Raw genomic sequence first — 14,853 nt, 5'->3', positions numbered from 1 at the left:
GTCGACTGTCGCCGGACGCTTCAGCAGATGAGCGGCGTCCGACGAGTGTAGACGGCGTGCGACGTCCGCACCCCAGCCGGGCTGAGACAAATCACCATGTTCAGCCGGAGCGGCGTCGCCGGTCAGAAGTGGCGTTCGAACCGCAGCGTCGCAGTGCGCGGCTGGTACGGCGTGTGCTGGTCGGCCTGCCGGATCGTGAATGGATTACCGAACGAGAAGGTGTCGTCCTTGGTGTTGAGGATGTTGGAAATGCCGATCGAGAGGCGCCAGCTGTCGCGCGAAAGCCCCGCTCCTGCATCGACGTCGAAGTGAGAGGGCGTCGTTCGATCGAGCGAGGGATCGAAGCTCAAGCGGCTGGACCCGAGATAACTGGCGCTCAAATAAGCGTCGGCGCCGAACGTTCTATACTGCCTTTGCCAGGACACGCGGCTGTGCGCCGAAATATCCGGCAGGACCGGAAGCCGCGAGTCCAACCCGCCGGTGATCGTGCTCGATTTGAGCCGCCCCCGTTGCTGGGTAAGCCCCGCACTGAACGTGAACGCCGCCAGCTTGAACGTGGAGCCCAGCTCCAGGCCGTAGTTCGTGGCGTTCCCGGCATTGATGGTGACGATGAGGCCGTCGGTGCCGATGATATCGCTCTGCAAATGCTGCCAGCTCAGGCCGAACAGCGCTCCGTTCAGCGTGAGGCGGCCGTCCAGGAACGAGAATCTGCCACCCAGTTCGAGGCTCTTGAGAACGTCGGATCGGAAGACCGCATTGGCGCCGCTGCTGTCCTGGCTCAGCCCTCCGGGGCGTACCGCGCTTGCGTACCGCAACCAGACCAGTCGGCCCTCGGCCGGATGCCACGCGAGCACCGCACTCGGGGTCGCGCCCGTCTTCTTGTTGACGAGCAGGGCGGGCAGCGCGCTCTCGTTCCTATTGCTGGCATGGTAGGCGCGCAGACCGAGCGTCAGATCCCATGCAGGGCCGAGCGGTTGGGTAATCTCGCCGAAGATCGCAGCCTCGAGCGACCGGCTATATTCGTCACGCGCGACCTGCGTGGGCTGGCTTGCCGACGTGAACGTGCCCATCGTCCGGTTGATGGCATCGACCACCGAGATTCCTGCCACCCACGGGCGTCGGGCGCGGGGATCGCTCAGTCGCGCCTCCTCACTGAACAGCGTGAGGCGGCGTGCCTCGTCATAGGCGACGGGGGGCGTCGCGCCGGTGTCAAATCGACTCAGCACCTGATTATGCTCGTAGGCACTGGTCGACAGGAAATCGAGCGCACCGATGGTGCCGCGGACATCCGCGCGCGCCAGGACGAAATGGTTGCGGTGCGGCTCGGCCAGCGCGGTCGACCGGGAAAGCGAAGCGACAGCATATTGGCTGTCGCGGGCGCGCAATTCCTGGAGCGCACCGGACAGATCGACCGTCCATGCCGATGCCGGCAACCAGCGGAGATCGATCCTGCCGCCAACCCTGCTCACGCGATTGACGTCGGTCTCGCCGCGCCCGGCGTCGTCGATCCATCCCGGCGTGATATCCCCATAGGCCACGGCGCGAACCGCGAGCTTTCCCGCGACGATCGGCGCGTTCAGGACATCTTCGAGCGCCCCGCCCTGCGTGCTGTGCGCGACCGACGACACTTCGACCGCGCTCATGCCCGACCAGGCGTTCACGTCGGGTCGGGTCGTCACAATCCGGACGATGCCCCCCAGCGATCCGGTGCCGTAGAGCGACCCTTGCGGCCCTCGAAGGATCTCGATCCGATCGATGTCGGTCAGGCGCAGGTCGGGGTCCGGCATGGCGTAATTGACCCGCGCATCGTCGAGGAAGAGCCCCACCGTCGACTGGGTCGGCCCGTTGAAGGGGCTGTCGGCCACGCCGCGCAGGAAGATCCGGTCCCGGCCGGGCCCCATGTTGGTTGAAAAGGCGCCTTCGGTTTGGCTCGTGAAGTCGCTCGATCCCCGCGCGGCGGACCCGGCCACCATCTGGGCGCCGCCGATGATCGTGACGGACGCCGGCGCCGAACCAAGCTGCTCATCGCGTTTGGTGGCGCTGACGAGGATGTCGTCGTCGACCGGCGAAGCGGGCTCCGCCACCGGCTTCTTCCTGTCCCGCCGAGCGCGACGGACCAGCGACCAGGTCGCCGTGGTGGCTGGCACCGCCTGCCATGCGGATCCGGCCAGGAGGGCGTTCAGCGCGTCACCCGGCTCCATCGTGCCGCGGACGGCGGGCGTGCGCAGGGAAGGCAAAGCGCCCGACGTACCGATGGAAATATGGGCTTGGCCCGCCAGGATCGAAAGCGACTCCCGGAAGCGGCCCGCGGGGACATCCACCCGGATCGGCGCTGCCTCGACACGGTCAACGGGTGCCGCGAACGCCCACAAAGCGGATGCCGTGGTTCCGATGCAGCGCCATAACGGGAAGGAGCGATTGTATCTGATCGACAAGATGCGAACCGTCCCCAATCACCAACACCCCCGACAGCCTGAGATCGGCAACCGCCGGATCGACGACGATCGGTTCAGGAATATATCGCGACACGTCCGCCGCAACCTGGCGGAGCGGCGTATTGTCATATTCGAGCCTGCCATCGCGCCAACTCGAGACGGTCCCGACCCCGACCTTGCTTATCTCCACGGCGGCCTCGGCGCTGGCCGTCTCCAGCCGCTGGCCCGGGCCGAGCGAAGCAGGCGCGCCATCCTGATAGGCGACGTCGACAAGTCCCGATTCGACGGCCACCGAAAACTGGCGCGCCTGCCGCTCCACGCCGAACCGGGTTCCGAGATCTCGGATCCGGTAGGAATCCAGGTTGACCGTGAATGGCCGCGCGGCATCGTGCTTCACGTCGAAGAAGGCAGCGCCGCGATCGAGGCGGACGGTCCGCTCCGATCCCTCGACCATTGCGATGCGGGTGTTTCGATCGAGCATGATGGAGCTGCCGTCCTTCAGGACGACCGTCCTCCCCTTGGCCGGGCCGGTCGCGATGATGACGGGTTCGGGGCGAGATACAGTCGTCGACGGCATCGTGAACAGAAAGGCCGCCGCTGCCGCGCTCGCGGCGGCACAAGTGGCCGCCCACGGCCGCCACGCAAGGCGGCGGGGTGAGGGATCCAGGGCGAGGTCGTTGGACGGGAGGGCGGCGTCGATCTGCTCGGCATATCGGTCGACGTCCGACGCGATGAGTGCGATGGCGTCATATGCCGGTTGATGCCCCTCATCGGCATCGAGCCAATCGGCGAAGGCGTCGAAATCCGCGTCCGGCCGGGCGAGCTTCGCATGCCACGCCGCGGCCTCCTCATACGCCCCGTCTGAAACCTTAGCTCGCATGTGAATCGTCCTGCCGCGCCACGGCCCCTTGTTCCGTTCGATTAAGACGGCACCTCGCGTGCAGAACCCCAGTTGTCATCGGTTATTCTTCCAGCGCTTTTGCGAGATGCCGAAAAGCCACGGCGATATGCTTTTCGACGCCACTGCGCGAAATCTTCATCTCTGCGGCCACCTCCGCATGGCTCAAGCCGTCGAGCTTGTGCAGCCGGAAGGCTCGGCCTGCGCCTGCTGGCAGCGCGTCGATCGCCCTCGCAAGCTGCTGCGCGCGTTGTCTTGCTTCGAGGTCCATGTGCGGAGAGGGGCGGCCATCGACGGCGAACGCGCCGATCGCCGATATCGACAGCGCGCTCCACTCTTCCTCGCGTCGGCGGCGTCGCGACCGCTCGCGCGCCCGATCGATCACGATATTGAGGCCGACACGATAGATATAGGCTGCGGGGTCTGCGATCGGCTCTGCAGGCACGCGCTGAATTCTTAGGTGAATCTCCTGAACGACCTCCTCCGCCTCGACGGCATCCCGCGTCCGGCTCTTGAAGAAGCGGATGAACCTCTGGCGATCATTGATGAGGATCGCTTCAAGCCCCGCGACATCGCGCTGCCGCCCGCTCACGCATTCCATCGGCGAACATGTCCCATCGGATGCGCGGCCATGCGATGGCCTTCGGAAAAGGGGGCCGGGCACATCAGCGCCACCTGCGCCAGAGGGTAGACATTGAGAGCTCGCCTTCGACCACAATCCGCCGAGGACGCCGCGCGGGGCCGGCTACCGCAGTTCCCGGAAATTCTTTTTTTCCAGAAGCCCAAATCGCATCGGGCGGCCCTGCACGACCTGAGGTTCTGCACCGCCACGCCGTCAGCCGGCCAGAACCACGAGGCGGAAGATGGCGCAGCCCAAAATTCTGGTATTCCTTCATGATTTCGAACCAGGCGGCGTGGAGGTCTCCGCGCTCAGGCTTGCAAGATCCTGGCAGGATCAGGGCGCAAGGACGAAGGTAATTGTCGGGCAAAGCGCCGGCGCCTTGTCGGAGCGCGACGATCTGCCGCTGCACGAAACCCTGAAACCCCCATTACTGCTGGGGCGATATTTCAAGACGATCTGGATGATTGCCCAACTACCCGCGATCGTTCGGCGACATCGGCCCGACATCGTCTTCTGTCCGGGCAACACCTATTCCATCGTCGCCGTCGTGCTACGCCTGCTTCTTCGCCGGCAATGCCCGAAGATCGTCGTGAAGGTCAGCAACGATCTCCGGCGGCGCGACATGCATCCGCTCCTGAGGTTCGCCTACGGCATCTGGCTTTGGCTTCAGGGCCTGTGCCTCGATATATTCGTCGGCCTTTCGGACGGCGCCCGCGAGGAGATCGAGCATAACCTCAGGATCGCGCCCGAGCGTGTGCGGATCATGTATGATGCGGCGATCCCGTCTCGCCAGGTGGACGACCTTCACGCCCTGCGTCGCAGACAGTACGAGCCCGCTCGCGGCACGCGCTATCTGACGGTCGGGCGCCTCGCCCCGCAGAAGAATCTGCGGGCGCTCATCGACGCCTTCGCATCCATCGCCGGCCCGGACGACCGGCTCGAAATTCTGGGCGAGGGGTCATGCAGGGGAGCCCTCGAGCGCCAGATCCGCGCGCTGGGGCTTGATGATCAGGTTCGTCTGCCCGGCTTCTGCAATCCGGCGACGGCGCTGGCTACCGCCGACGTTTTTGTCCTTCCCTCGCTTTATGAGGGCGTGCCGGCAGCACTGGTTGAAGCATTGGCGGCTGGCATACCGATCGTCGCGACCAATTGCTCGACCGGCATCGCCGATCTTCTGGACGGTGGACGGCTGGGCCTCATCGTCGACGCCTGCGATCCGGGGACTCTCGCGCGCGCGATGCTCAGGGCAGCGCGCGAGATCACGAACCACGAAGCGAGCCGACGGCAGGCGCAACTCTATTCCGTCGAGACGGCTGCGGCGCGCTACCTTCAGTTGTTTCGCGCCATTCACGCCGGGGATGAGGTCTCCGCGGAACGGCCTTCAAATGCGCCGCTGTCTCCGGCTCGGGCGCCGGCGGGGGCCGATGGCGCGCGATGGCGCCCGGAGGCGGCCAAGCTCGTGACTCATCTGGAGGGGCAATGAACATGCGATTGAGGACCACCCCAAGCGTCGGCCCCCGATATTGGACCGCGCTTCTGATCGCCAGCATGTGCGGCACCAATCTCGGGGACATTTTTCCTGACGTCCTCAAGGTCGGCGCGGTTGTCGGCTTGGCGATCTTGGCGGCGCTGTTCGCGATCCTCGTCCTGGTCGAACGGTTCAGCAAACGAGGATCCGAGGCTTTCTACTGGATCGCCATTCTGATCGTCCGGGCGGCAGCGACGAACGTGGCCGACTTCGCCATTGGCGGAGTGCATTCGCGATACGGCCCCGTCGCGGCCGCACTGACTGCCCTGTTTGCAATACTCGTCATCGTGCATCGCACCTTCGTGCCGAAGATTGCGGCGGACGCGATGCCGCCGACGAACGGATTCTACTGGTTCACGATGCTGACCGCGGGCGCGCTCGGCACGATCATCGGGGACGGCCTCGGCCATGCCTTCGGTCCGGTCACGACGAGCGTGCCGATCTCGGCCGGGCTGGCCAGCCTCACGGTCATCGCGCTGCTTGGCGCGCGTGCCCGCCTGAGATGGGTCAGCACCACCTCATACTGGATCATGATCGTCGCGGTTCGGTGGTGGGGAACGAACGTCGGCGACGCCGTGGCGTTCTTGATCGGCCTCCTCGTCAGCGCGTCCATATTGGGTACCGTGCTGGCAGCGCTCCTCATGCTCTGGATGCCGCGGGTCTATGAACGCGAGAGGCAGAACGCTGCGACAGTGCGGGCCGGAAGCAAACGCTGATCCCGGCGATGAAATAGGAAAGCAGAGGTTGGTCGATCTATCGACCGTCAGGCCATCGTGGAAGTCCTCCTCAAGTCCCGAATAAAAGTTTCGATTTTCGGAACTTTAAGCTGGGGTGCCGAGACAGCGCGCCGTCTCTCGTCCGCAATTGACTCGAACGAGGCTGGAAAACGCTATGAAGTCGACCCTGTTCATCCCGACATTGCTGATGTGCGGCGCCGGCCCGGCGCTTGCGCAGTCGCTGGACAATTCGACTGCAGCCAACGTTCCGGCGCCCTTGGTCGACACCGGTGAGGGCAGCGGTAGCGGCTTCCATGGCATCGTGGCGATCGGTGGGGCCGAAGCGCCCAGATATGATGGCGCCAAACAGTACAAGCCGATGCCGTTCGGCCTGATCGACGTAAAGTATCACGGCGTCGAACTCGGCGTCGTCGGCACGACACTGAAGGTGAACTTCGGCGGCGACAGCCATTTCGAATATGGCCCGCTGTTCGGCCTGTCCAGTTCACGAACGAACAGCGATGCCGTCGGGGTCATCAAGCTGTTGAACCCGATAAGCACCAGCGAGAATGTCGGTGCGTTCGTCGGCTATCGCTTTGGCGGAAACGAAAGTGGACAGGGGCGCTTGCTGGTGTCGGCGAAGTTCCTTCAGGACGTCAAATCGTCCCGTGGATTTTCATTCGAGCCCAGCCTGAACTATGTTCTCATCCGCCAGGAGCGCGGTTTCGTAAATCTCGATCTGAGCACGAAGATCGACAGCGCAAAGCAGAACAGGACGTATTTCGGCATCACCGACGCGGAAGCCGCGGCTTCGGGGCTTGCCAGCTACCGGCCGGGCGGCGGCCTGAGCGAGGTCTCGGGTGGTATCACCGGAGGCTACGAGTTGTCGCGACATTGGGGCCTCGTCGGTCGCGTGCAAGGCGGCACCTACGTCGGCGATGCATCCAAGAGCCCGATCGTCAAGAACGGGTCGAAGAGCTTCGGGCTCTTCGCGGCCGGCGTCAGCTATTCCTTTTAGCCTGATCGCCGTGCCGACTGCTCGGCAGGCGACGGCGGTTCGCTCGCTACCAGCACTCCGGCAGCGCTCAAACCGCCCCGAGAGGTGCCCCGTTCGCCCCGAACTCGTATCATGAGGGCGGAAAGAGGGGGCCGGATGCGACCGGCCGAACGACGTCGGAGGGCACCCCTGGTCCTCCCCTCTCCCCGCGCCTCTGTTGCAGGGATGATGAGCCGCGAGCGTTGCAGGCGTTACCCGGCTGGCGGGCGGTAGAGCATCGCGACGTTGCACCGCTCATAGCGCCTGCCAAATTCCTCCATGATCCCGGCGTCATGGACGAAGCCCAGCTTCTCATAGAGGTAGATCGCCGCCGCGCTCTTGGCATTGCTGAGCAGATAGAGCCGATCGCATCCCAATGCATGAGCGCGCGCGATGATCGCTTCGAGCAGGAACTCGCCAGCCTTCCTGCCGCGTGCCTTGTCGAGCACGCCCATCTTCGTCAGCTCGAACTGACGTTCGCCCATCTTCTGCAGCGCGCACGTGCCGACGATCCCGAGTTGCGGATCCTCGACGAACAGGATGTCGCCGCCCGGCCCGATGATGCGCTCGCGCGGATTGCGGAGCACGTCGATGTCGGTCTGCTCGAGCCGATACATGGTCTCGATCCATTCGGCGTTGATGCTGTAGAAATCCTCGGCCAGCGCGTCGGTAAAGCGCCGGATCGCGAGGCCGCCGCGCGGCCGTTGATCCAGGGGCTGATCGGCCAGCGCGCGCTCGGTCGTCTCGATCAGATCGAGCAGCGCGGGGACGTCGCAGAGTTCGCCGACGGCGGCGCGCACGCGTGGCCACAGCACGGTCGTCGCCAATTGCATCGCGTCGAGGCCGGCAGGGCTGAGCGACAGGGTCTTGCTTCGCTGATCGCGCGCGTCGCGGCTGGTCTCGACCAGCCCCATCTCGACCAGTCGCGAAAGGATCCGGGTCACCGCAGGCTGGCTGACCCCCAAGACCTGCACGGCGTCGCCGACGGTCATAGGCCCGCGACGATATAGCGCGGTCAGCAAGGGCATCTGACTGGGCTGCATGGGCAGCCCGCAATCCACCGCGATCCGCTCGGCCCCGGTCTGCAGCCGTTCGGCCAATCGCTTCAGCCGGCTACCCAGCATCACCGCGCCTTCCAGCGCAAGCGCGTCACGCATGTCGCATCCCTCATCTGCATAACTTGTTATATAACATGCTATGTAAATTGACCGCAACGTCAAAATCGGGACCAGGTGGACTGCGCGGCGGCCTGCCGCGCAACTTGCGCCGCCCAAGCGGCTTAACCCGGTTTGCACCAGAGCCGGCGCAAGAGGGCGCGGTGACCAGGCAGGGCAACAAGGACAAGTGCGTTCAAGCGTTGAGAGGCGTGGCGGCGTTGCTCGTCGTCATCCTGCACGCGCGGAACACGCTGCGATTGCTGCACAGGCCCATGGGTCTCATCGGCGTGCTGGTTCCCGACAACAGTTTCGGCGCCCTGGGCGTGGATATGTTCTTCGTAATCAGCGGTGCGGTGATGGGCATGGCGCTCAGCCATGACCTTGCGCCGGGTCGATTTCTTCGCGCGCGCTTCCGGCGGGTGGTGCCGCTCTTCTGGCTTTCCGCCATCGTCACCATCGCCTTGAGCCTGTTGCTGCGCGAGCCGCTTCCGATCGCGCGGCTTGCCAACAGCGTGACCATCCTGCCGCTGTTCGACTTCGGCGCCATCGCACTGCCGATGCCGCCGGCGGGCTGGACGCTGGCATTCGAACTCTATTTCTACATGATCGTCGGGACGGCCCTCTGCCTCCCAAAGCCGGTACGAACCGACGCAGTTGTGGCGGTGCTGTTGCTCTGCGCCCTCGTCGGCGCGCTCAGCCAGCCTATCGCGATGCCGATGCTTGGAATCGCGCTCAATCCCATGCTCTTGGAGTTCGCACTGGGACTGGTCGCCCTCCAGATCGCGCGCCGGCCGATGGTGATACGCCACGCACCGCTGCTGGTGGCGGTCGGCATGGCGCCGTTGCTCTATTCGGCCTTCGTCGGCTTCAGCTTCTCCAGCGCGCCGGAAGTTGCCATATCCGGCGAGACAAGCGTCGCGCGTGTCTTTCTATGGGGGCTGCCGAGCGCAATGCTGCTTGCCGGATCGATCGCGCGTCCCGATCGCCTGCGGGCGGCCAATCTCTGGGTGCGCCTGGGCGACGCCTCCTATGCGATCTATCTCACGCATTGGCCGGTCATGATGCTGCTGCCCAAGGTCTGGCCCTGGGCAGGCACGGCGGGAAGCGACATGCTCTGCGTGACGTTGATCGCGGCCGGCACCGCTGCAGGATTTCTCGCGCACCTCTATGTCGAACAACCGCTGCTCGCCCGCCTGCGACAAAAGGGCAGCGCGACCGAGCTCACGAGCCTGCTGCCGGCCTGACTGCAAGAGAACCAAGGCAGGCCGAGTGTTTGTCTAGCCGCGTTCCTGGTCGAGCGCCGTCGCCGTCTTTCTCGAGGAGCCACGCCAAAGCAGGATCAGCACGGCCACGGCAATACCGGCGACGATCGGAGGAATCGTCATATAGAGCAGCAGACGCGGGCTGGACGGTTCGCGGAAGGAGGGGTTGGACATCAGCCAGCCCATGCCGATCGCGTCCAATGCCAATGCCGTCTTGGCAGCGGCGGTGAGCAGACCATAAGCGAGCCCCTCCCAGCCGCGACCTGCTTCAGCGATCACCAGCCCGAAGGCCGACCAGATCGACATGCCGAGGCCACCGGCGCTCAGCCCCAACAGGCCAGCGGCGGGCACCAGCGCCGCACTTCCGGCCCAGTCGGACAGCCCGAACAGTGCCGCCGCTACCGCCACCGCGAGGCTGGACATCGCCACGTGCGTATCGGCCGAGCGGCCGCGCAGCAGAATGTACCAGACGCGCGGCCCCACCACGCCGCCCAGCGACAGGAGCGAGATGGCGCTCGACCCCAGTAGCGGATCGCGGAGCTGGTAATCGGCATAATAAGGCAGGATCTTCCCGAATACCGGCGCCGCGAAATTGGCGACGAGCATCAGCAGGATCAGCCGCCATGCCGCGATGGGGAGCCGCCGCGCGACTGTGGCCGGCGCGGGCGCCGATGCCTGCGCCGGTGCGGCCGCGCCAGCCAGCACCCTGCGCCGCAAATGCGCGCTCGACGCGATCGTCACCAGCGCGATGACCGACGAAAACAGGATCAAAAGCCTCGGCCGGTCCGCGTCGGAACTGTACACGAGCGCCGCGACCGACGCGGCGACGGTCAGGGCACCGAGGCCGCTTGCGACCAGCCGGGCCGATGCCAGCGACGTCCGTGCGTCGTTATTGCCCAGCAGGCTCAACATCGCGTTCTGCGGAATGTCGACGAACGCATAGGCCGTCCGAAACAGGATGATCGAGGCCGTGGCCACAGCGAGCGGCGCCGTCAGGTGCAGCGCCGGCACGCTGAACAGCATGACCATCGCCAGCGCGCTGACGACCGCGCCGCCCAACTGGAGCCGGGCGCACGCTGCCGCCGTCGACATTCGGTGCCGCAGCGCGCCGCCGACGCAGATGTCCAGCCCGCCGCTCAACAGGAAGGTTCCCGCCAGCACCCAGCCGACCGCCAGCGGCGACAGGTGCGCGAGTTCGGTCAGGAGAAACGCGAACAGTGACTCGCTGGCGCACCAGAGCAGGCTCTTGCCGTAATGCGCGACGACATAGGGGAGCGCCACCGCATCACTGGCGCGGCTGCCGCCAGCCTGCGCCATCGAACGGCGATATGCGATACCATGTGCCACTCGCGTCCGTCCTGCTTGGCTTCGCCACGCCGGTACGCGGTCAGTGTTACATCTGTCGGGCTATGTCACAGCGCGATGGTGGCGTGGATCGGCAGCAGGGCGGCGCCCAGCGCGATGGCGCCTCCGCCCAGCCGGGAAGCGGCGACTTCGGGCATGAACATCGAACAGGGCCCTCGCCAGATGCCGGCGGCATTCAGCCGATCGGCCAGCTGCACCATCAACGGGCGCGGGAGGGGACCGGAGAGGATGATGCGATCGGGATCGAACCAGGCGAGCGCGCTTTCGATCACGAGCCGAAGCTGGTCGGCCGCGCGCACCAGCCACGCATTCACCACCGGCTGGTGCTGTGACGCCTTCGTGCCGAAATCGGCCACCGACTCGATCGCGCAGCCATCCGCCCTGAGTACAGAGAGAAGGTCGATCGGCGACGGTCGGGGTCGGTCGGTTGGGTAGAAGATACCGATGTCGCCGGCGTTGCGCATCGCCCCGCGCAGCAGCCGTCCATCGACGATGACGCCGGCGCCAATGCCGTGGCCGAGCAGGATCGCCACCATGGTCGAGCAACCGTCCGTGAGGCCGCCGGCATAATATTCGGCGAGCGCGGTGGCGGTGGCATCATTCTCGATCCAGACCGGCAGCGCGAGCGCATCCTCCATCATGGCGCGGATCGGCACGTCGTCGGCACCCCACAGGTCGGGCACCGTCCGCCAGCGCTCGCCGTCGGCCGAGGAGGCGAGGCCCGGCATGCCCAGTCCGGCGCCCAGCAGCCGCCCGCCGACCAGATCGTGGCGGTCGATCATGTCCAGCAGCCGGGCGCGGGCCGCGCGGCACAACGCCTTTGGATCACGATCGTGAAACGGTTCGGCCGACTGCGCGATGACGTGGCCGGCATAGTCGGCCAAGACCAGGTCCAGAACACCCTTGTGCGCGGTTATTCCAGCCGCGTAGCCGCCGGTTGATGCAATGCGAAGCGGGACGACCGGCCGTCCCCGCCCGTGCGCGCCGACGCCGTCGGCTTCCTCGACGACCCCCAGTGCGAGCAGGCGTTGGGAGAGCTTGGTAAGCTTTGCCGGGCTCATCTTGAGCGCGCTCGCGAGGGCCGATCGCGAGGCTGGACCGGACAGGCGGAGGCAGCGCATCACGCTCTTCTCTTCGTCGTCCAACTGCAGCGTGGCGCGTCCTGCGCGACCTCTCATGTCCCCCTCCCCCTCAACACGCATCATCATTACCAGACCGATTTAATTTTTAAATAAATAATTAAAATCGTCATTTTCCGTGCCTAGCGACAGGGCGAGCGTCCGAAACCGATGCCGCAAGGGGAACGTCATGCTGAAAACCACTCTGGCCGGCGGCTGCGCCGTGGCCGTTCTGGCGCTTGTCGCCGCCGCTCCGGCCCAGGCACAGGCGGTGCCGGGCTCCGAGCCGTCCATCACCGTTGCGGCCGATGCGCCGGCAACGGCCGCGCCTGACGGCACGACCGGCGGGGCCGGCAACGATATCATCGTCACCGGTTCGGCGCGCGCGCAGCGCCGCTTCGATGTGTCGTACGAGATCAACTCGCTGTCGCAGGACGACGTGAAGCTGCTGGCGCCCAAGAGCTTCGCCGACCTGCTCGGCGATCTGCCCGGCATCCATGTCGAGACCACCGGCGGCGAGGTGCAGAATATCACCCGCCTGCGCGGCATTCCGACCGATCGCGGCATGCTGATCTTCCAGCAGGACGGCCTGCCGCTCTATCACGAGGTCGACGGCTATTTCTTCAACTCCGGCGACGGGATGAACCGCTACGACCTCATGACCGAGCGGGTCGAGGTGGTACAGGGCGGCCCCGCGCCGATCTACGCATCGGAAGCGGCGGGCATCGTCAACAACATCACGGTCAGCGGCACCGATCAGTCGCGCGGCAAGGCGCAGCTGACGTTCGGTGATATCGGGATGTATCGCGGCGACGTGATGCAGTCCGGCCCGCTCGGCCACGACACCTATTACGCAATCGGCGGCTTCCTGCGTTACAGCGACGGCTATCGCGACAACGGCTTCCCGAACGATCGCGGCGGCCAGATCCGCGCCAACATCAAGCATAATTTCAGCAACGGCTTCGTGAAGGTCACGGCCAATTACCTGAACGATCACAACGTCTTCTATCTGCCGATCCCGATCGCCAATCCGCAGAACCCGGCGCAGTCGCTCAATCCCTGGCTGAATTACTTCACCGGCACGATGAACTCGCCGGCGTTCCGCGACGTGACGCTGAGCTATCAGGATGCCAATGGCGTGATGCGGAGCGAGAACCGCGATCTCGCGAACGGCCGGCACATGGTCTACGGCAATGTCGGCATTCAGTATCAGGGTGATTTCGACGGCTGGCTGGTCAGCTTCAAGGGCGGCGCGACCAAGGGCAAGGACACGTTCGACGCGCTCTACTCGACCACCAACCCGAGCAACGCCACAACCTTTGCCAACAGCTATCTGGCAGCGGCGACCAAGGCCTTCGGCGCGGTCGATCACCTCGGCTACGTCTATTCCGGAACGAACACGGCCTATAATCCCGCGTCGCAATCGGGCCTGGTGATGCCCGCACAATATCGTGCCGCGGACTCGAGCTTTTATTCGGTGCAGGGCGATCTCAGCATCACGCACAAGTTCGACACCGGCTTCGGCTCGCACGACGTCAAGGTCGGTGCCTACACCTCCTTCTACGGCAACACGCAGAATCAGCTGTACCAGCAATATCTGATCCAGGTGCAGGGCCAGCCTTCGACGCTCGATCTGGTTGCCTATTCGGCGAACGGCACGGTGCTGGGTAAGGTGACCAACAACGGCGCGCTGCCGAACACCAACGCGCTGGGCATCGGAAATGTCGACGCGAAGATGATCGCGGTCTACGCCAACGACACTTGGGAAATCACGCGCGGGCTGCGCCTCGACGGCGGCATCCGCCATGAATGGTACAGCTATAACGGCTACGAGGACTATACCAAGACGGTGACGAACACCGCGTTGGTCGGCACGCTGGCCAACACGGTCTCGGCGTTGACGGGCGCCGCCAATCAGTTCCGGCTGTCGCCGCAAGTCACCAATTGGACGGTGGGGCTGAACTATGATTTCAGCCGGCATTTCGGCGCATATGGCCGCGCCAGCCATGTGGAAGTGCCGCCCACGGCGGGCACGGCCTTCAACGTCAGCCCGACGCCGACCTATACCAAGGCCGACGAATATGAGGTCGGGATCAAGGCGTCGTTCGGCCGCAACTATCTCTACGCGACCGGATATTATACCAAGTTCAATCCGCTGAACGGCTCCTACCCCGATCCGACGACGCAATATACGACGAACGTCCCGTTCATCGGCAAGGCGGTCAGCAAGGGTGTCGAGATCGACGCGAACGTCGAACCGGTGCGCTGGTTCTCGGTGAGCGGCGCGATCACGTTCGCTCAGCCGGAGTATAATAACCTCTACAACCCGAACAGTCCGTCGCAGACCATCGCCGTTTCGGGCAAGCAGATCGTTCGCGAGCCCAAGCTCTACGGACATGTCATGCCGAAGTTTCACTTCGAAAGCGGCCAAAATAAGTTCGATGTCTATGGAACGTTGAATTTCGTCGGACGCGAATATGTCGACTTCCTGAACACGACCGAGCTGCCCGCCTATCAGACGGTCGGCGCAGGCTTCAACTATACCCGCGGCACGTGGCAGTTTCAGGTGGTCGGCGATAACATCACCAACAATCACGGCCTGACCGAAGGCAACACCCGCAGCGATGCCTTTGGGCAGGGCACGGCGGTGGCGGTCTATGGCCGTCCGCTCTTCGGGCGCAACTTCCGCTTCGTGCTGACCAAGTCGTGGTAGGCG

General features: G+C 64.9%; 11 protein-coding genes. 5 read left to right on the top strand and 6 right to left on the bottom strand.

Annotated features, from left to right (window positions below; translation table 11 throughout):
- Positions 1-122: 122 nt before the first annotated feature.
- The 3 genes from K8P63_RS06610 to K8P63_RS06600 form a co-directional block, all read right to left on the bottom strand.
- The gene (locus tag K8P63_RS06610; protein ID WP_223799022.1) at positions 123-2,372 is read right to left on the bottom strand and encodes a TonB-dependent receptor; all 2,250 of its coding nucleotides are present in this window, start codon (positions 2,370-2,372) and stop codon (positions 123-125) included.
- Positions 2,347-3,315: a FecR family protein gene (locus tag K8P63_RS06605; RefSeq protein ID WP_223799021.1), complete on the bottom strand. Its 969-nt coding sequence runs from the start codon at positions 3,313-3,315 to the stop codon at positions 2,347-2,349. Before K8P63_RS06605 ends, K8P63_RS06610 begins: the two co-directional genes overlap by 26 nt.
- 82 nt (positions 3,316-3,397) lie before the next feature.
- Positions 3,398-3,925, bottom strand: coding sequence for a sigma-70 family RNA polymerase sigma factor (locus tag K8P63_RS06600; RefSeq protein ID WP_223799020.1), 528 nt, complete (start codon positions 3,923-3,925; stop codon positions 3,398-3,400).
- Between the two features lie 271 nt (positions 3,926-4,196).
- Here K8P63_RS06600 and K8P63_RS06595 point away from each other — a divergent pair, with 271 nt between their 5' ends.
- The 3 genes from K8P63_RS06595 to K8P63_RS06585 all read left to right on the top strand — a co-directional run bounded on the left by K8P63_RS06595 (position 4,197) and on the right by K8P63_RS06585 (position 7,217).
- Complete coding sequence (locus K8P63_RS06595; RefSeq protein ID WP_223799019.1) at positions 4,197-5,438, top strand: glycosyltransferase; 1,242 nt, start codon at positions 4,197-4,199, stop codon at positions 5,436-5,438.
- A complete protein-coding gene (locus tag K8P63_RS06590) occupies positions 5,435-6,199 on the top strand; it encodes a COG4705 family protein (protein ID WP_223799018.1) in 765 nt (254 codons plus the stop codon). The genes K8P63_RS06595 and K8P63_RS06590 overlap by 4 nt, the downstream gene beginning before the upstream one ends.
- 175 nt (positions 6,200-6,374) lie before the next feature.
- A complete protein-coding gene (locus K8P63_RS06585) occupies positions 6,375-7,217 on the top strand; it encodes a MipA/OmpV family protein (protein ID WP_223799017.1) in 843 nt (280 codons plus the stop codon).
- A gap of 230 nt (positions 7,218-7,447) precedes the next feature.
- Here K8P63_RS06585 and K8P63_RS06580 read toward each other — a convergent pair whose 3' ends face one another.
- The gene (locus K8P63_RS06580) at positions 7,448-8,392 is read right to left on the bottom strand and encodes a bifunctional helix-turn-helix transcriptional regulator/GNAT family N-acetyltransferase (RefSeq protein ID WP_223799016.1); all 945 of its coding nucleotides are present in this window, start codon (positions 8,390-8,392) and stop codon (positions 7,448-7,450) included.
- Positions 8,393-8,415: 23 nt separating this feature from the next.
- On the opposite strand from K8P63_RS06580, the gene K8P63_RS06575 reads away from it, so the two are divergent.
- Complete coding sequence (locus K8P63_RS06575; protein ID WP_223799015.1) at positions 8,416-9,636, top strand: acyltransferase family protein; 1,221 nt, start codon at positions 8,416-8,418, stop codon at positions 9,634-9,636.
- A gap of 33 nt (positions 9,637-9,669) precedes the next feature.
- On the opposite strand, the gene K8P63_RS06570 is transcribed toward K8P63_RS06575, so the two are convergent.
- The gene (locus K8P63_RS06570) at positions 9,670-11,001 is read right to left on the bottom strand and encodes an MFS transporter (protein ID WP_223799014.1); all 1,332 of its coding nucleotides are present in this window, start codon (positions 10,999-11,001) and stop codon (positions 9,670-9,672) included.
- Between the two features lie 65 nt (positions 11,002-11,066).
- Entirely contained in the window at positions 11,067-12,197 is a 1,131-nt protein-coding gene (locus K8P63_RS06565) for an ROK family protein (protein ID WP_223799013.1), read from the bottom strand.
- Between the two features lie 130 nt (positions 12,198-12,327).
- On the opposite strand from K8P63_RS06565, the gene K8P63_RS06560 reads away from it, so the two are divergent.
- Positions 12,328-14,850, top strand: a complete 2,523-nt coding sequence (locus K8P63_RS06560) for a TonB-dependent receptor (RefSeq protein ID WP_223799012.1) — start codon at positions 12,328-12,330, stop codon at positions 14,848-14,850.
- Positions 14,851-14,853: the final 3 nt, after the last annotated feature.

Source organism: Sphingomonas nostoxanthinifaciens (assembly GCF_019930585.1).
GTDB lineage: Bacteria > Pseudomonadota > Alphaproteobacteria > Sphingomonadales > Sphingomonadaceae > Sphingomonas_I > Sphingomonas_I nostoxanthinifaciens.
This window is presented reverse-complemented; position numbering and strand designations above follow the sequence as displayed.

Bases quoted from the DNA above. Each gene is read 5' to 3' on its own strand.
- K8P63_RS06560 (WP_223799012.1), top strand. From the start codon at position 12,328: ATGCTGAAAACCACTCTGGCCGGCGGCTGCGCCGTGGCCGTTCTGGCG.
- K8P63_RS06590 (WP_223799018.1), top strand. From the start codon at position 5,435: ATGAACATGCGATTGAGGACCACCCCAAGCGTCGGCCCCCGATATTGG.
- K8P63_RS06565 (WP_223799013.1), bottom strand. From the start codon at position 12,197: ATGAGAGGTCGCGCAGGACGCGCCACGCTGCAGTTGGACGACGAAGAG.
- K8P63_RS06595 (WP_223799019.1), top strand. From the start codon at position 4,197: ATGGCGCAGCCCAAAATTCTGGTATTCCTTCATGATTTCGAACCAGGC.
- K8P63_RS06605 (WP_223799021.1), bottom strand. From the start codon at position 3,315: ATGCGAGCTAAGGTTTCAGACGGGGCGTATGAGGAGGCCGCGGCGTGG.
- K8P63_RS06580 (WP_223799016.1), bottom strand. From the start codon at position 8,392: ATGCGTGACGCGCTTGCGCTGGAAGGCGCGGTGATGCTGGGTAGCCGG.
- K8P63_RS06585 (WP_223799017.1), top strand. From the start codon at position 6,375: ATGAAGTCGACCCTGTTCATCCCGACATTGCTGATGTGCGGCGCCGGC.